General features: G+C 66.7%; 18 protein-coding genes. 11 read left to right on the top strand and 7 right to left on the bottom strand.

Annotated features, from left to right (window positions below; genetic code table 11):
* Positions 1 to 14: 14 nt before the first annotated feature.
* Positions 15 to 1,082: a DNA replication/repair protein RecF gene (recF, locus tag HZY97_RS10695; protein ID WP_180144488.1), complete on the bottom strand. Its 1,068-nt coding sequence runs from the start codon at positions 1,080 to 1,082 to the stop codon at positions 15 to 17.
* A 76-nt stretch (positions 1,083 to 1,158) separates the two neighbouring features.
* On the opposite strand from recF, the gene HZY97_RS10690 reads away from it, so the two are divergent.
* Entirely contained in the window at positions 1,159 to 1,908 is a 750-nt protein-coding gene (locus HZY97_RS10690; RefSeq protein WP_180143419.1) for a hypothetical protein, read from the top strand.
* 16 nt (positions 1,909 to 1,924) lie between these two features.
* On the opposite strand, the gene HZY97_RS10685 is transcribed toward HZY97_RS10690, so the two are convergent.
* The 3 genes from HZY97_RS10685 to HZY97_RS10675 all read right to left on the bottom strand — a co-directional run bounded on the left by HZY97_RS10685 (position 1,925) and on the right by HZY97_RS10675 (position 4,743).
* Positions 1,925 to 2,689, bottom strand: a complete 765-nt coding sequence (locus HZY97_RS10685; RefSeq protein ID WP_180143417.1) for a Coq4 family protein — start codon at positions 2,687 to 2,689, stop codon at positions 1,925 to 1,927.
* Positions 2,690 to 2,830: 141 nt separating this feature from the next.
* Complete coding sequence (gene dnaN / locus HZY97_RS10680) at positions 2,831 to 3,943, bottom strand: DNA polymerase III subunit beta (protein ID WP_180143415.1); 1,113 nt, start codon at positions 3,941 to 3,943, stop codon at positions 2,831 to 2,833.
* Positions 3,944 to 4,080: 137 nt separating this feature from the next.
* On the bottom strand, positions 4,081 to 4,743 hold the full coding sequence (locus HZY97_RS10675) for an outer membrane protein (protein ID WP_180143413.1): 663 nt from the start codon (positions 4,741 to 4,743) through the stop codon (positions 4,081 to 4,083).
* Positions 4,744 to 5,161: 418 nt separating this feature from the next.
* On the opposite strand from HZY97_RS10675, the gene HZY97_RS10670 reads away from it, so the two are divergent.
* Entirely contained in the window at positions 5,162 to 5,809 is a 648-nt protein-coding gene (locus HZY97_RS10670) for a histidine phosphatase family protein (protein WP_180143411.1), read from the top strand.
* A complete protein-coding gene (locus HZY97_RS10665; RefSeq protein WP_180143409.1) occupies positions 5,806 to 6,267 on the top strand; it encodes an invasion associated locus B family protein in 462 nt (153 codons plus the stop codon). The genes HZY97_RS10670 and HZY97_RS10665 overlap by 4 nt, the downstream gene beginning before the upstream one ends.
* Before the next feature lie 262 nt (positions 6,268 to 6,529).
* Here HZY97_RS10665 and HZY97_RS10660 read toward each other — a convergent pair whose 3' ends face one another.
* Complete coding sequence (locus HZY97_RS10660) at positions 6,530 to 6,922, bottom strand: DUF4168 domain-containing protein (RefSeq protein ID WP_180143407.1); 393 nt, start codon at positions 6,920 to 6,922, stop codon at positions 6,530 to 6,532.
* Between the two features lie 106 nt (positions 6,923 to 7,028).
* The gene (locus HZY97_RS10655) at positions 7,029 to 7,907 is read right to left on the bottom strand and encodes a LysR family transcriptional regulator (protein WP_180143405.1); all 879 of its coding nucleotides are present in this window, start codon (positions 7,905 to 7,907) and stop codon (positions 7,029 to 7,031) included.
* 93 nt (positions 7,908 to 8,000) lie between these two features.
* Between HZY97_RS10655 and HZY97_RS10650 the strand changes: the two genes are divergently transcribed.
* From HZY97_RS10650 to HZY97_RS10625, 6 genes are all read left to right on the top strand, one after another.
* Positions 8,001 to 8,936, top strand: a complete 936-nt coding sequence (locus HZY97_RS10650) for an NAD-dependent epimerase/dehydratase family protein (RefSeq protein ID WP_180143403.1) — start codon at positions 8,001 to 8,003, stop codon at positions 8,934 to 8,936.
* 52 nt (positions 8,937 to 8,988) lie between these two features.
* Positions 8,989 to 10,173, top strand: coding sequence for a 23S rRNA (adenine(2503)-C(2))-methyltransferase RlmN (gene rlmN / locus HZY97_RS10645; protein ID WP_257215004.1), 1,185 nt, complete (start codon positions 8,989 to 8,991; stop codon positions 10,171 to 10,173).
* Between the two features lie 78 nt (positions 10,174 to 10,251).
* The gene (locus HZY97_RS10640; RefSeq protein ID WP_180143399.1) at positions 10,252 to 11,061 is read left to right on the top strand and encodes a hypothetical protein; all 810 of its coding nucleotides are present in this window, start codon (positions 10,252 to 10,254) and stop codon (positions 11,059 to 11,061) included.
* Positions 11,058 to 11,495 (top strand): GNAT family N-acetyltransferase, encoded by a 438-nt coding sequence (locus HZY97_RS10635; RefSeq protein WP_180143397.1) that lies wholly within the window; start codon positions 11,058 to 11,060, stop codon positions 11,493 to 11,495. Before HZY97_RS10640 ends, HZY97_RS10635 begins: the two co-directional genes overlap by 4 nt.
* Before the next feature lie 43 nt (positions 11,496 to 11,538).
* Positions 11,539 to 12,297, top strand: a complete 759-nt coding sequence (locus HZY97_RS10630) for a sulfite exporter TauE/SafE family protein (RefSeq protein WP_373684337.1) — start codon at positions 11,539 to 11,541, stop codon at positions 12,295 to 12,297.
* 100 nt (positions 12,298 to 12,397) lie between these two features.
* A complete protein-coding gene (locus tag HZY97_RS10625) occupies positions 12,398 to 13,660 on the top strand; it encodes a cyclopropane-fatty-acyl-phospholipid synthase family protein (RefSeq protein ID WP_180143395.1) in 1,263 nt (420 codons plus the stop codon).
* Here HZY97_RS10625 and HZY97_RS10620 read toward each other — a convergent pair.
* Positions 13,648 to 14,067: a DUF1801 domain-containing protein gene (locus HZY97_RS10620; protein ID WP_180143392.1), complete on the bottom strand. Its 420-nt coding sequence runs from the start codon at positions 14,065 to 14,067 to the stop codon at positions 13,648 to 13,650. The two genes, HZY97_RS10625 and HZY97_RS10620, sit on opposite strands and share 13 nt — an antisense overlap.
* Positions 14,068 to 14,176: 109 nt before the next feature.
* Between HZY97_RS10620 and HZY97_RS10615 the strand changes: the two genes are divergently transcribed.
* Together HZY97_RS10615 and HZY97_RS10610 are read left to right on the top strand one after the other, a co-directional pair.
* A complete protein-coding gene (locus tag HZY97_RS10615; protein ID WP_180143390.1) occupies positions 14,177 to 15,394 on the top strand; it encodes an argininosuccinate synthase in 1,218 nt (405 codons plus the stop codon).
* A 128-nt stretch (positions 15,395 to 15,522) separates the two neighbouring features.
* Positions 15,523 to 16,344 (top strand): hypothetical protein, encoded by an 822-nt coding sequence (locus tag HZY97_RS10610; RefSeq protein WP_180143388.1) that lies wholly within the window; start codon positions 15,523 to 15,525, stop codon positions 16,342 to 16,344.
* Positions 16,345 to 16,358: the final 14 nt, after the last annotated feature.

Below are 16,358 nucleotides of genomic sequence, written 5' to 3'. Positions count from 1 at the left end.
GCCCTATCCACAGCCTAGTCCGGGACGATCGCGCCCTCTGCGACGCGGTAGCGCGTGGCGCCGCCGGGCACGGCCTCGAACAGCGCCGGCTCGGTGCCCGTCATCCACACCTGCCCGCGGCCTTCCAGCCGCTCGAACAGCGCGGCGCGGCGGCCCGGATCGAGGTGCGCGGCGACTTCGTCAAGCAGCAGGATCGGCGCCCGCCCGGCGCGCTCGGCGACCAGCTCGGCATGGGCGAGGATCAGGCCGAGCAGCAGCGCCTTCTGCTCCCCGGTCGAGCAGAGATGCGCGGGCTGGCCCTTGCCGAGATGCGTGACGAGCAGGTCGGCGCGGTGCGGTCCGGCCAGCGTGCGCCCGGCCGCAGCATCGCGGCGGCGCCCGGCGGCGAGGTCGCGCAGCAGCGCCCCGGCATCGCCCTGCCAGCCTTCGAGCGCCAGCCCGGCCCGCGCGAACGGCCCCTCGGGCTGCGCTTCGAGCCGCGCGGCAAGCGCCGCGACCATCTCGCGCCGGGCGGCATCGATCGCGGCGCCATGCTCGGCCATCCGCGCCTCGAGCGCGGTCAGCCAGTCGGGATCGGGCGCGGCATCGTCCGATAACAGCCGGTTGCGCTCGCGCATCGCCGCCTCATAGCGGGTCGCGTGGTGCGCATGCCCGGGGCTCAGCGCGAGGGTGAGCCGGTCGAGGAACCGCCGCCGTTCGCTCGCGCCCTCGACGAACAGCCGGTCCATCGCCGGAGTGAGCCACAGCACGCTCACCCATTCGGCGAGCGTCGTCGCCGCCGAAGCCGCACCGTTGATCCGCACCAGCCGGCGCTCGGGCGCGTCGCTCTGCGTGCCCGTGCCGATATCGGTCTCGCCGAGCCGCGCCGCCACGCCGAACCCGCCGCTGCCGCCTTGCCGCGCCATCTCGGCCAGCGGCGCGCGTCGCAATCCGCGCCCCGGCGCAAGCAGCGACAGCGCCTCGAGCACATTGGTCTTGCCCGCGCCATTCTCGCCGCTCAGCACCACGAAGCCCGCGCCGGGCGACAGCACGGCGTCTTCATGGTTGCGGAAGTCGGTGAGCACGAGGCGGGACACGGCCATTTCCCGCCGATAGCCGCTATTGCCGCCGCGCGCGACATCGCGGATGATCGCGCCGTCGAAAAGGGGGATTTCCACGATGCGTACCAAGTTGTTCCTGTCCGCGCTGCTCGCGCTCGCGCCGATGCCCGCGCTGGCGGACGTCACCGCGCGCTACGAGATCGACGGCAAGCAACTGGTCGTCGAGATCGATGACGGCGGCAATTCGCGCATCGCAGTGGCGGACAAGTTCGCGATCATCCGCCGCGACGGCGTCGACTATGTCGTCGTCGACGACAAGGGCGGCCCCAAGGTCTTCGAGCTCCAGGGCATTGTCGACCTGCTCAAGTCCATCCTGCCCAAGCTCAAGCCCGAGGATGCGGCGAACAAGGACAAGGTCGAGTTCGGCGTGGTCGCCGGCGACGCCAACGTCACCGTGGCGGGGCGCAGCGGCGCGGTGTGGCTGCTGTCGATGCTCAAGGCGCCCGACGCCGATGTGAAGCGCCATGTCGAGATCGTGATGAGCGCGGACCCGCAGCTCGCGCCCGTAGGCGCGCTGTTCGCCCGCACCGCCGACATCGCGCTCGACTTCATGGGCGGCTTCATCCCTGAATCGACGCAGTTCGGCACCACCACGCGCGGCATCCTCGCCAAGGGCGCGCCGCTGCGCATCCACCCGGTCGACCCGGCCAAACCGGAAAAGGTGATCCTTGAGCTCACCGCGGTCGACACCGCCGAGATCGACCCCAAGCATTTCGAACTGCCCGCGCCGGTCACCCCGACCGACGAGATCTTCGGCTCGATGGATTCGCTGATGAAGCCGGGCGGCGCGCTGCAGAACCTGCCGTGATTAGCGGCAGGCGCGCTTAAATCCCCTGCAGGCCGGCCGCGGCGAGGCTGGCCTGCGCGATCCGGTACTTGGCCGGGTCGCCGATGTTGAGGCGGCGGCGGACCTGGTCGAGCGGCTCGGCGAGCAACGTCTCGTAATCCTCGCCGTGCAGCCAGCCGGCCTGCTTGCCGTGGCGATAGCCTTCGATCACCGCGCGGAAGAAATCGAGCTTGCCGGTCACGCGGATGCTCTTCAGCGCCGCGCCCATGCCGATGAAACCCCAGCCGAGCCCGCCGGTCTGCGCGAAGGAGAAGGCGACCAGGCAGGCCTCGCCGAGATGCTCGTCGGCCTGATAGCCGGTGATCACATGCCACAGATCGTGGATGTCGCGCTCGCGCCGGCCCATCCAGGCATAGGGATGCTCGATGTCGACATTCTGGAACGCGCCCTCGGCCATGCTGACCTCGACGAGGCCATCGGCCGAGAAGCCGGTCGAATCGAGGAAGTGGCGATAGGCCGCGCCCACCGTGCCCTCGGCGAAGCCGTCGATCCAGGCGCGGTCGGTCAGCCGCTCGGCCATCTCGACATGCTGGAACGCCAGCCGCCCGCCGCCGGGCAGCGTCAGCAGCTTGCGGTAATTGCGCTGCGTCACGTCGCCGTTGAGCGCGCGCATGATGCGGAACACCTGTTCGGTGTCATTGCCATTGGCGAGCAGCCGCCCCAGCGCACGAAACGCCGTACCCCATTCCCGCTTCATCGGGATGCCGGGGTTGAAGATCTGCGGGGCGGGTTGCGTGGCCATCTGGTCGAGTCCCTTACTGACAATGATGTCAATACAGGAGTCCGGTTAAGAAATCAACTCCGGGTGACCCACAAGGAAAACGCCCCGGCCGCAGGGGCCGAGGCGCTTTCTAATTCTCACCGTGGATGCGCGTGGTGCGGGTCAGACCCGCATCGGCATCAGCACGTACAGCGCCGGCGACTTGTCATTCTCGCGGATCAGCGTCGGTGCTGCGGCGTCGGCCAGATGGACTTCCACTGAATCGCCTTCGATCTGGTTGAGGATGTCCATCAGATAGCGGCTGTTGAAGCCGATCTCGAAGGGCTGGGCGGCATAGTCGCCCGGCACTTCCTCGGCGGCCGCGCCGTTCTCGGGGCTGGTCACCGAGAGGATGATCTTGTCGCGCTCGAGCGCCATCTTCACTGCGCGGGTCTTCTCGGTCGCGATCGTCGAGACGCGGTCGACGCCTTCCATGAAGCTCTTCGGATCGAGCTTCAGAAGCTTGTCGTTCGCGGTCGGGATCACGCGCGTGTAATCGGGGAAGGTGCCGTCGATCAGCTTCGAGGTCAGGATCGCCTGGCCCAGGTCGAAGCGGATCTTCGAGTTCGACAGCGACAGCCCGATCGAGCCGTCGACTTCGTCGAGCAGCTTGCGCAGCTCCTGCACGCATTTGCGCGGGATGATCACGCCCGGCATCGAATCGGCGCCGTCGGGACGGGCAACCGTCACGCGGGCCAGCCGGTGGCCGTCGGTCGCGGCGGCGCGCAGCACCGGCACGGTCTCTTCGGTCACGTGCAGATAGATGCCGTTGAGATAATAGCGCGTCTCTTCGGTCGAGATCGCGAAGCGGGTCTTGTCGATGATCTGCTTGAGCGTCTCGGCGGGCAGCTCGAAGGTGACCGGCAGCTCGCCCTCGGCGATCATCGGGAAATCATCGCGCGGCAGCGTCGACAGCGTGAAGCGCGCGCGCCCGGCATTGACGGTGATGCGCCCCTCGGCGGCCGACAGCTCGACCTGCGAGCCTTCGGGCAGCTTGCGGACGATGTCGAACAAGGTGTGCGCCGGCACGGTGATCGCGCCCGGCTGGTCCACCGCTGCCGCGATCGTCTCGTCGATCTGCAGGTCGAGATCGGTCGCCATCAGCCGCAGCGCGCCGCCCGATTGTGCCTCGATCAGCACGTTGGACAGGATGGGGATCGTGTTGCGCCGCTCGACCACGGACTGGACGTGGCTCAAGCCCCTCAGCAGAGTTGCGCGTTCGATCGTCGCCTTCATCAAGAACCCCCGGGGCTAATTGCCCGAATCTAACCCGGTACCGGGACTAATCCGGCCAATACCCTTAACGGCAAAAAGGGCCGGAGCAAGCGCTCCGACCCTCTTCATGCACACCAAAATGATGCGGTGCAGCCAGATCAGAACCGGAAGCCGACGCCCGCCACGATCTGATGGCGATCGGTATCGACGTTGAACTGGTTCGTCGTCGCGCCATTGGCATATTCCAGATTGGCGTCCTTGTAGTTCGAATAGCGATATTCGAGCTTGGCGTAGGTGTTGCTGCCGATCGACTTCTCCACGCCGGCACCGACGCGCCAGCCGTCGAGATTATAGCGATCCTCAAGCACGGTGGTGCCGTCCGATGCCAGCATGTGGAGCTGGGCATTGGTATAGCCGGCCTTGGCGTAGATCTTGGTGGTCGGGCTGGCGAGGAAGCCGACGCGGCCGCCGACATAAAGGTCACGCCCGGTCTTCACCTGGCCATAGCCGAAGTCGTTCGGATCGGGGGTGTCGTAGCGAACCTTGCCGGTCGCCTTGCTCACTTCACCCTCGACGCCGACGAACGCCTTGTCGCCGAGCGGAATGTCATAGCCGATTTCGGCACCGTACAGGAAACCTTCGGTGCTCTGGTCGTCGCCGCGCAGGTCCGAATCCTCGGAGCTGCCGGGGCGGAGGATGTCGAGACCGCCGATCACGCCGACATGGAAGCCGCCCGCATTGGCATCCGAATCCTGGGCGAAGGCGGGGGCCGCAAGCGCCGAAGAGGCGACCAGGGCGGCGACGAAAACAAGCTTACGCATAACAACTCCTTGGGTACTGGCCCGCACTCGGCGAGCGGGGGGCATAACCGGGCGGCGGAGTCGGAAGTTTCATGAACCTCAGATAAACAGCTGATTCCGTTGCCTTTTGGCAACAGAAGCCGATCCCGCAACCGGCCTGCCCCATTCCCGGCGCGACCTGCCGTGCATTCGTTGTCCAGGCGAAACGGGATCGTTTTGCTGTCCGCACTCCCAACCGTCACCCCGGCCTTGTGCCGGGGTCCACCGGGAGGCGCGGGCAGAGCTATCGTCTCCTGTGCCTTCCGGTGCTGCACAGTGGACCCCGGCACAAGGCCGGGGTGACGATACGGCAGGCTGGGCGCGCGAGTTCGGCGGCAGAGCGGAGCGCACCGATTTTCGCCATTGCCTTTCCCGCCCGGTCCGGGCTTCAACAGCGCCCGTGACAAACCAGCGCAAAGGCCGCGATTTCATCGCCCGCCACGGTGAGACCGTGTTCAACCTCGCCCGGCGCATGCAGGGCGACCACCCGCACACGCCGCTGACGCGCGCCGGCTTCGCCCAGGCGGACGCGATGGGCGCCGCACTGCGCGAGATCCTCGGGCCCAAACCCAGGCTGACGATGTGGTCCTCCAGCGCCGGCCGCGCGCTGCAGACGCTGGCGATCATCGCCGAGCATCTCGAGCTCGACTGGCATCAGGCGCATCAGGACGATCGGCTCGTCGAGATCGGCATGGGCGAGTGGAGCGGCCGCTATTATGCCGACCTGATGACCGAGGCGCCCGGCTTCCTCAATCTCGAGCACGGCCTCTACAATCGCGCGCCGCCGGGCGGCGAATGGTATGACGGGATCGCAGTGCGCGTTTCGTCCTGGCTGGCCGACACCGATGACGATCCGGGCGACCGGCTGGTGATCATGCACGGCATGTCGAGCCGCATCCTGCGCGGCGTGATGACCAGGCTGCCGGTCTCGCCCTTGTTCGATGCACCGGTCGCACCCGATCTGCCGCAAGGGTCGGTGGTGCGGATCGAAGGCGGTGTCGAGACGGTGGTGCACACCGGCTCCGGCCGCCATTCGGCGCCGGCATGAGCGCGCTGGCGCTCCTCCTTCTGCTGGCGCAGGGCCGTGAGGCGCTCGGCGTCTATGACAGCTGGGGCGCCTTCCGCGATCCCTCGCCTCGCCGCTGCTTCGCCATTGCCCAGCCGGTCGAGAAATACCGGACCGCGCAACCTTTCGCGAGCATCGCCACCTGGCCGCGCGACGGGGTGCGTAACCAGCTCCATATCCGCCTGAGCCGCGCCCGCGCCGCCAATGCGCGCGTCACTTTGTCGATCGGCGAGCGCCGCTTCGAGCTGCAGGCCGGCGATGCGGACGCCTGGGCTCCCGATGCGCGTACCGACACCGCAATCGTCGCGGCGATGCGCTCGGGGCGGAGCATGAGCGTCGAAACCGTCGGCGCGAACGGCGCGCCCTTCGCGGACAGCTATGCGCTCAAGGGCGCGGCGACGGCGATCGACGCGGCGGCGATGGGATGCGCGGGCGGCTAGGAGGCCGAGCCTCGACCCCGAACACCGTCTACCCGCCCGCAACGCCGTCATCCCCGCGAAGGCGGGGATCCAGGGTAGATCGGGATAATCGAAGCGACTGGGCATCTCGCTGACGGAGATGCCGACACGCGCCATGCGCTTTTCACCCCGTGGCTCTGGATCCCCGCCTTCGCGGGGATGACGAAATCGCGGGGGTGACTCAAATGGAAAAGGCCGGGGCGCCAACCCCGGCCTCCTCCCAACTTAAAGCTGCGAAATCGCCTTACGGCTGCTTCGCCGCCGCCGGCGCACCGGCCGAGGCCATCTTGGTCGCCATTGCCTGCACGCGCGCATTGAGCGCGGTGTCGGTCGACATCGCCTGGCCGATCGCATTGAAGCGCACCGGGTCGATGCCCGAGCTCTGCGCGGCGCTTGCCATCTTGGCGGTCTTGTCCGCTTCCGGAACCGTCGCGTCCTTGCGGATCTTCTCGATCTCCATCGCGACGGTCACGAACTGGGTCAGCTCGGCGTCGGTCACGCTTGCGGAAGTCACCGGGGCGGCTGCGGGCGCGGTCTGTGCCGGGGCCGGGGCGGGGGCCGCAGGCGCGGTCTGCGCCATCGCGGCCGGGGCGATCGCCAGCGTCGTGCCGGCGAGGAAAATACCGATAAGCTTCATTACTGCACTCCAAACAAACACAAAAACTCACCCCCTGAAACGCAGGGCTGCGTGGCGCGGATGCAACATGACAAGGAAGTTACGATGTCCCGTGGCTGGTTCGGGGCTAGTTGAGATAGGCTTTCAGGCCGGTCACAAGTGCGTCGAACACCGTACGGACCCGCGCCAGTCCACGCAGATCCTCATGGCAGACGACCCAGGTTTCGAGGTCGAACCGGAAGTCGGGCAGCAGCCGCACCAGCCCGTCGCGCGCGCCGATCGGCACCTGGCAGATGCCGATTCCCAGCCCGGCACGGATCGCGGCGAGCTGGGCATGGTCGCTGTCGCTGCGGAAGCTCAGGTCGCCTAGCTGGATCGGAAACCCGGCCGCCTGCACCGCGCGCAATATCGGCGAATCGCGCTCGGGGCCGATGATGCGGTGACTTGACAGGTCGGCCGTGGAAATTGGCGCCGGCCGTTCGGCGAGATAATCGGGGTGTGCGTGCACGCCGAGCGGCACTGCGCCGATCCGCCGCGCGACCAGCGCCTCCTGCCTCGGCGGCACCATCCGGACCGCGACATCGGCCTCGCGGCGCAGCACGTCCTCGTTGCGGTTGCTCGGGCTCAATTCGATCGCGAGCCGCGGATGTTGGCGCGCCAGGTCGGCGAAGATCCTGGGCAGTACCTCCACCGCGATCACTTCGCTGGCGGTGACGCGCACCGTGCCCGCCACCTCGTCTGGCCCCGCCGAGGCAGTGCGCACAAAGGCGTCCGAGGCGAGCTGCATGGCCCTGGCATGTTCGTACAGTGCCCGCCCCCGCTCGGTAGGGTGCAGTCCGCCGGGTGAGCGCGTGAACAGCGGCGTGCCCAGCGCGCCCTCCAGTGCCTCGATCCGCGTCCGAACCGTCGGTTGTGCAAGGTTCAAGCGTCTGGCCGCTCCGGAAAGGCTGCCGGTCTCGAGCACCGCCAGAAAGGCGCGCTGCTGTTCCCAGTCGATCTGGCTCATCAAATTTCTATAAGCCGCATGCAAAGCCTAGGCAATTTCCTGCCAGCCCGGAATCGTCCAACCCTGTGAACATCGCCAACATAGGAGACCGGAATGAACAGGATCGCATTGGTACTCGGCGCCAGCGGCGGCGTAGGCGGAGAGACCGCCCGGGCACTGCTCGCCAGGGGCTGGCAGGTCCGCGGGCTGGTCCGCGAGATCCGCCCCGGCCTCGACCCCGACATCAGCTGGCACGAGGGCGACGCCATGGTCCGCGCCGATGTGCTGGCAGCCGCCAAGGGGGTAGCGGCGGTGGTCCACGCGGTGAACCCGCCGGGCTATCGCGAGTGGGACAAGCGCGTCCTCCCCATGCTGGAGAACAGTATCGAGGCCGCCTGGGCTAATGACGCCCGCCTCGCCTTGCCCGGCACCATCTATAATTACGACCCCGCCGAAACCCCGGTCGCCCGCCCCGAGTCACCGCAGGAACCCGCCACCCGCAAGGGCAGCATCCGCAAGGCGATGGAGGCGCGAATCGAGGAATCGGGGGTGAGGGCAGTGATCCTGCGCGCCGGCGACTATTATGGCCCCAGGCCCGGCAACTCCTGGCTCTCGCAGGGCATGATCACCCCCGGCAAGCCGGTGGTGAAGGTCACCAATCCGGGCCGCAAGGGCGCCGGCCATGCCTGGGCCTATCTCCCCGATGTCGGCGAGACCTTCGCCCGGCTGCTCGACCGCGAGGAGGAATTGCCCCGCTTCACTCGCTTCCATTTCGCCGGCCACTGGGACCCCGACGGCAGCGCCTTCCCCACGGCGATCGCGGCGGCGGGCGGCCGCAAGGCCAAGCAGGTCCGCCTGCCCTGGTCGGTCCTGCCGCTGGTCGCGCTCTTCAATCCGACGATCCGCGAGCTGCTCGAGATGCGCCCCTTCTGGAACCACCCGGTGCGCCTCGACAATCGCGCGCTGGTCGCCTTTCTCGGCGAGGAGCCGCACACCCCGCTGGCCGAGTCGCTGCGGGCGAGTCTCAAAGCGCTGGGGTCACTGGAATAATCGCGCAAGATGGACTATGTGCGCGGCCATGCAGACAGTCTCGGCCGCGCCCATGCCCATTCCCGGGCACATCGATCCCGTGCCCGTGCCCCGCCCCGCGGTGGTGCGCGAGGACGGCCGTACCGACCTGATCGGCCTCACGCGCGACCAGATGCGCGCGGTGCTGGCCGATGCCGGGCTCGATCCGAAGCAGGCCAAGCTGCGCGCCAAGCAGATCTGGCACTGGATCTACAATCGCGGGGCCACCGATTTCTCGGTGATGACCGATATCGCCAAGGCGCAGCACCCCTGGCTGACCGAGCGTTTCGTGGTCGGGCGTCCCGAAGTGGTCGAGGCGCAGGTCTCGACCGACGGCACGCGCAAATGGCTGCTCCGCTCGGACGATGGCCAGGATTACGAGATGGTCTTCATCCCCGATGCGGACCGCGGCACGCTCTGCGTCTCGTCGCAGGTCGGCTGCACGCTCAACTGCCGCTTCTGCCATACCGGCACGATGCGGCTGGTGCGCAACCTGACCGCCGGCGAGATCGTCAGCCAGGTGATGCTCGCCCGCGATTCGCTCGGCGAATGGCCGAGCCAGCCCGAGGGCCGCATGCTCACCAACATCGTGATGATGGGCATGGGCGAGCCGCTCTATAATTTCGACAATGTCCGCGACGGCCTGGCCATCGTGATGGACGGCGAGGGCCTTGCGCTCTCCAAGCGCCGCATCACGCTGTCGACCTCGGGCGTGGTGCCGATGATGGCGCGTGCGGGCGAAGAGATCGGCGTCAACCTGGCGGTGTCGCTCCACGCGATCACCAAGGAAGTCCGCGACGAGATCGTGCCGATCAACAAGAAGTATGGGATCGAGGAGTTGCTCCAGGCCTGTGCCGATTATCCGGGTGCCAACAATGCCCGGCGCATTACCTTCGAATATGTGATGCTCAAGGACAAGAACGACAGCGACGCCGATGCCCGCGAACTCGTTCGCCTGCTCAAGAAGTACGACCTGCCGGCCAAGGTGAACCTGATCCCGTTCAACCCCTGGCCGGGCGCGCCGTACGAATGCTCGACGCCCGAGCGGATCCGCTCCTTTTCGAACATCATCTTCGCCGCGGGCATCTCGGCGCCGGTGCGTACCCCGCGCGGCCGCGACATCGACGCCGCCTGCGGCCAGCTCAAGACCGCCGCCGAGAAGAAGAGCCGCGCACAGATGGACCGCGAGGCCGAGGAAAAGATGGCGGCGCTGGGATAATCTTTGTCCGGACAAGCTTCGGCTTGTCTCGTCTTCCGACTTGTCTCACCTCCCTCGTTCACGGAGGGAGGGTTGGACATGATCGGCATCTCGGCATTGTTGCTTGCGCTGATGGGCGCCCCCGATTGCACGCCGATCCCGGGGAGCGCTGCGATCCTCGACGATCCGGCGGTCGACTATGTGATCCTCGGTGAGATGCACGGCACCCACGAGACGCCCGCCTTTTTCGGCGACCTGGTCTGCGTCGCGGCGGCGCGCCGGCCGGTGATCGTGTCGCTTGAGATCCCGCGCGACGATCAGCCGGTGCTCGATGCCTGGCTGGCATCGAGCGGCGATGCTGCCGCACAAGCGGCGCTGTTCCAAGCGAGCTTCTGGTCGAGCAATGACGGGCGTTCGAGCGTGGCCATGCTGGCGCTGATCGAGCGGTTGCGGGTCATGTTCCAGGCGAAGAAGATTCTCGGCGTCGCCGCGACGATGGACCCTTCGGCGAGCGCTCCCGGCGACCAGACTCCCTATGAACGCGCCATGGCCACGGGCTGGATCCGCGCGCGGGTGGCCCACCCGGGCGCGCGGCTGGTCGCGCTGGTCGGCAATGCGCATGCGGTGCCCGGCAAGGTGACTTTCGCCAAGGGCACGGCGTTCATGGCTGCGGCGAGCTTCCTGCCGCGCGCGCACACCGCCACGCTCGGCAATGCCGATGTCGGCGGCACGGCATGGATGTGCATGACGCTGGACAATTGCGGTCCGCAGCCGGTCGGGAGGGGCGGCCAGCCCTGGCCACGTTCGATCCGCAGGAGCACCGACCAGCGCAGCGCCTTTCACTGGGACTATCTGTTCGCCCCCGGCACCGCGTTCACCGCCGCCGGTCCGGCCAAGCCCGCGCAGTGACGGGCGAGGTGGCGATCGAGCGGGTCGCGACGCTCGATCCGGCGGCGCTCGCCGATTGCGATTTCACCTTCGACTTGCGCGGTCGCGGCTACCCCTTCGATCCGGCCTTCACTTCGCACCGCGCCACGGACCGACGCATGCTTGCGTTCGTCCGCGTGGCGGGGCGGATTGCCGGCTATGTCGCCTGCCAGCAGGATGGAGGCGGCGCTGCGGAAGTGCGCCGCCTCGAAATCGACCGGCGCTGCCGCGGGCAGGGGCTGGGGCAATTGTTGCTCGGCGAAGCACGGGCCTGGGCAGCGGAACAGGGTTTGGCAGCGCTTCGCCTCGAGACAATGGCGGATAATCCCGCTGCCGGCCGTTTCTTCGCCCGCTATGGCTTCACGCAAAGCGATGGCGAGGGAGTGCTGCACTGGCACCTGTCGCTCGCGCGCTGAGAAACCGCTGTACAAGCGGCGACCGCGACGGGAAGGAGAAGCCGTGCTCGACCCCTCCGCTCTCCTTCTTCCCGCCGCGGCTGGCGTGCTCGGCGGCGTGATGAACGCGCTTGCCGGGGGCGGGACCTTCGCGACACTGCCTGCTCTGATCGCGCTCGGCCTGCCCTCGAACATCGCCAACGCCACCTCGAACGTCGCGCTGCTGCCAGGTGCGGGGGCGAGCGCCTGGGCCTATCGCGACGAGCTCGCGCCGGTCGGCGGCATGTCGGTGCGGGCGCTTGCCGGGATCACCTTTGTCGGCGGACTGGTCGGCAGCACCTTGCTGGTGCTCACCTCCACGCGCGCCTTCGACCTGATCATTCCCTGGCTGCTGCTCTTCGCCTTTGTCGTGATGGCGTTCGGTCGGCACGCATCGGACTGGCTGCACGCTCGCGTGACGATCGGGCCGCGCACGCTGGTCACCGCGCAGAGCCTGCTCGGCATTTATGGCGGCTATTTCGGCGGTGGGGTTGGGCTGATCACAACGGCGGTCTACGGGCTGCTGGCATCGGCCGATCCGCGCTCGCTCTTCTCGATCCGCACGCTGATGCTCGCGGTCGCCAATTTCGCCGCGGCCTTTGTGTTCGTCGCGATCGGGATGGTGCGCTGGGGCGCCTGCCTGCCGATGCTCGCCGGCGGCATCCTGGGCGGCTGGCTGGGTGCGCGGATCGGCAAGAAGCTGTCGCACCGGCTGGTGCGGATCTGGACGCTGCTGGTGACCGGGGCCACCACGATCGTCTTCTTCCTGCGCGCCTACGGTTAACGGGCCGCTATTTTATTTCGCACGTGCGGAAATATTGCGGAAAAACGAGGCGGCCCTAACATGCCGCTACCGGGGGCTGTTATCGGGTGGTGACGGCGTAATGGCGTTGATTGATCGTTTTTTTGCACGCGCGGTGAAGCGTGGACAGCTCACCGTCATCCATTCGGATGGCACGAGCCAGGTTTTCGGACAGCCGGATCCGGCGCTCAAGCCGGTGACGATCCGGTTCGGCGCGGGTGCCGCGCGGCGCATCCTGCGCGATCCCTCCCTCGGCGCGGCCGAGGCGTTCATGGACGGCGATGTCGAGATCGAGGATGGCGAGATTCTCGACATGCTGATCCTGTTCGCGGCCAATAACCGCTGGGAAGACAATGACTCGGTGCTGTTCCCCAGCGCGCTGAAGAAGGTGATGGACCGGCTGATGTTCAGCATCGGCCGCATCAACATGCAGCGCCGCTCGAAGCAGAATGTCGCGCATCACTACGACCTGTCGGGCAAGCTCTACGACCTCTTCCTCGATACCGACCGCCAATATAGCTGCGCCTATTTCAGCACGCCGGGGATCAGCCTCGAGCAGGCCCAGCTCGACAAGAAGGCGCATATCGTCGCCAAGCTGGCGCTGAAGCCTGGCATGAGGGTGCTCGACATCGGCTGCGGCTGGGGCGGGATGGCGCTCTACATCCATGAGAAGACCGGCGCCGAAGTGCTGGGCGTCACGCTTTCGGAAGAGCAGCTCAAGGTCGCCCGGCAGCGCGCGCTCGATGCTGACGTGGCCGACAAGGTGAAGTTCGAGCTGATCGACTATCGCAACGTCACCGGCCAGTTCGACCGGATCGTCTCGGTCGGCATGTTCGAGCATGTCGGCACGCCGCATTACCGCACCTTCTTCCGCAAGGTGCGCGAGCTGCTGACGCCTGAGGGCGTGATGCTGCTCCATACGATCGGCCGCGCAGGTGCGCCGGGTGTCACCGACGCGTTCACGCTGAAATACATCTTCCCCGGCGGCTATATCCCCGCGCTCTCCGAGATCGCGAAGGGCTATGAGGGGCTGCGCTATTTCATGACCGATGTGGAGGTGCTGCGCCTCCATTATGCCGAGACGCTGAAGCATTGGTACGAGCGCACCGTCGCGGCGCGCGACGCGATCACCGGGCTCTATGACGAGCGCTTCTACCGGATGTGGTGCTTCTATCTGGCCGGCTGTTACGTCAGCTTCAAATTCGGCGGGCTGGTCAATTATCAGCTGCAATTCTCGCGCTCACGCGACGCGCTGCCGCTCAGCCGCGATTACATGCTCGACGAGGAGCGGGCGCTGCGCGAGCCGCACAAGGTCACGCTGCGCCAGGCCGGTCAGGCCGGGTAGGCCGCGTCCATCCGATCGATCTTGGCGCGGACGATCTCCTCGAGCACGTCCGCTTCAACATCGGCGAGTTTCTTGATGTAGAGGCAGCCCTTGCCGCTCTTGTGCTTGCCGAGCCGGGCGAGGAGGTCGCCCTGGTCGGCGTTGGCGTCGAGCACGTAGAGGACCAGCTCGGCTTTGCGGGGTGAGAAGCCGATCCGGCACATCTCGCCCGAATGGCCGCTTTCATAGGTGTAGCGATAGCTGCCGAACCCGATGATCGACGGCCCCCACATTCTGGGCGCCTCGCCGGTGAGCCGTTGCATCATCGCGCAGACCGCCCCGGCATCGGCCCGGCGAGTCTCGTCGGACACTGCGGCGATGAAATCCGCGACCTTCACTTCCGTCGCCTTAGTCTTGAGCTCGGCCATCTGCCTCTCCCGAGTCGGTGCGCACAGCATGCCCCAGCCACAAAACTTGCGGAAGCAGCCCCGCCCCCCTAATGCGCACGCCGTTTCCCGCATCCTTTGGAGTCGCCCCATGTCGGACAAGATCAATCGCGTCGTCCTCGCCTATTCGGGTGGTCTGGACACCAGCGTGATCCTGAAATGGCTCCAGCAGGAATATCAGTGCGAGGTGGTGACCTTCACGGCCGATCTCGGCCAGGGCGAGGAGCTCGAGCCGGCGCGCAAGAAGGCCGAGATGGCCGGCGTGAAGCCCGAGCACATCTTCATCGAGGACGTGCGCGAGGAGTTCGTGAAGGACTTCGTCTTCCCGATGATGCGCGCCAATGCGATGTACGAGGGGCTGTATCTGCTCGGCACGTCGATCGCGCGCCCGCTGATCGCCAAGCGCCAGATCGAGATCGCCAAGATGGTCAATGCCGACGCAGTGAGCCACGGCGCCACTGGCAAGGGCAACGATCAGGTCCGCTTCGAGCTCGGCTATTATGCGCTGAACCCCGACATCAAGGTGATCGCGCCGTGGCGCGAATGGGACCTGACCAGCCGCACGCGCCTGATCGAGTTCGCCGAACAGCACCAGATCCCGGTCGCCAAGGACAAGCGCGGCGAATCGCCCTTCTCGACCGACGCGAACCTTCTCCACACCTCGTCCGAGGGCAAGGTGCTTGAGGATCCGTGGGAGGAAGTGCCCGATTACGTCTATTCGCGCACGGTGAACCCGGAAGACGCGCCGAACGAGCCCGAAGTCATCACGATCGACTTCGAGCGCGGCGACGGCGTGGCGCTGAACGGCGTCGGCATGAGCCCGGCGACGCTGCTGACCGCGCTCAACGAGCTTGGCCGCAAGCACGGCATCGGCCGCCTCGACCTCGTCGAGAACCGCTTCGTCGGCATGAAGTCGCGCGGCATGTACGAGACCCCGGGCGGCACCATCTATCACCTCGCCCACCGCGGCATCGAGCAGATCACGCTCGATCGCGGCGCCGCGCACCTCAAGGACGAGCTGATGCCGCGCTATGCGGAGCTCATCTATAACGGCTTCTGGTTCGCCCCTGAGCGCGAGATGCTCCAGGCCGCGATCGACCATAGCCAGGAGAAGGTGACCGGCACCGTTCGCCTGAAGCTCTACAAGGGCAGCGTGATCGTCACCGGCCGCAAGTCGCCGTACAGCCTGTACTCGGAAAAGGTCGTGACCTTCGAGGACGACCAAGGCGCCTATGACCAGCGCGACGCAGCAGGCTTCATCAAGCTCAACGCGCTGCGGCTTCGTTTGCTCGGCCGCCGCGACCTCTGATCTTCAATCCCCGGCGGGAGCGCGCGCTTCCGCCGGAACTATGTCCGGTTCGGACATAGTCTCCCACCGTTGCGGTGGCACTCTGTTATCTCTTTGTTCTCCACGAACCGAGGGGAAACGGGATGCGGATGAAGCAGCAAGCGGTGATTTTCATGGCATGCGGAACGTTGCTCTCCGGCCCGGGATGCAGCGCCCAGGTAAGCGACGAGCAGCGCTTCGTTGCGGACATGATCCGGCGGATCAAGCAGCGCCTTCCCGACGTCGATGTGGTGCGACGGGACGATCCGCTATCAATATTACTCAAGCGCAGCGGCCTGCCCGAAACCACTCTCAACTTCGGCAGCGTCTACCGTTTCTGCGGTCAGGTGTCGGCGCGGGAGTGCCGGAAAATGCGCGAAGAGTTTCTCGAAACCGTGCTTCGGGTACCGCCCATGCCAACCGCCGCGTCCCTGCGGATCGCCGTACGCGATGCCCAATATGTGCGACATGCATCCAAGATAGTTTCCGAGCCGATCGGCGAGGATCTGTTCGCGGTGCTGGTGTCCGATGCGCCCGACAGCATCGCCACCGTGACGCCGGATACGTTACCGGCGCTGGGGCTGACACGCGATCAGGCCTGGACGCGTGCCTGGCAGCAGACCCGGGCGGGACTCCCCGGACTGCCAGATGGTGCCTCACTCGCGCGAAGTGCCGTTTTCTACACTGAGCAGGACTATCTCGCGACTCTGCTGGCCGACACCCAGGCGTGGCGGGCTATCGATGATGCCGCTGGGCCGAGCCTGCTTGTAACGGTCGTCGCAGACAGTTCGGTCTTTATCGCACGTATGCCCGATGGGCCGGGGCTCGAGCAGTTCAAGCAGACGGTGCGTGAGGACTGCGCCAGCCAGCCGCGCTGCATCTCGCCCAATGTCTATCGCTTCCGGGAAGGCCGCTGGGTGATTTCGCGCTAGCACCGCCTAACGCG

The sequence above is a fragment of the Sphingomonas sp. R-74633 genome (assembly GCF_013416555.1).
Lineage (GTDB): Bacteria > Pseudomonadota > Alphaproteobacteria > Sphingomonadales > Sphingomonadaceae > Sphingomonas.
The sequence above is the reverse complement of the archived record's forward strand: the minus strand, read 5'-3'. Positions and strand labels throughout refer to the sequence as shown.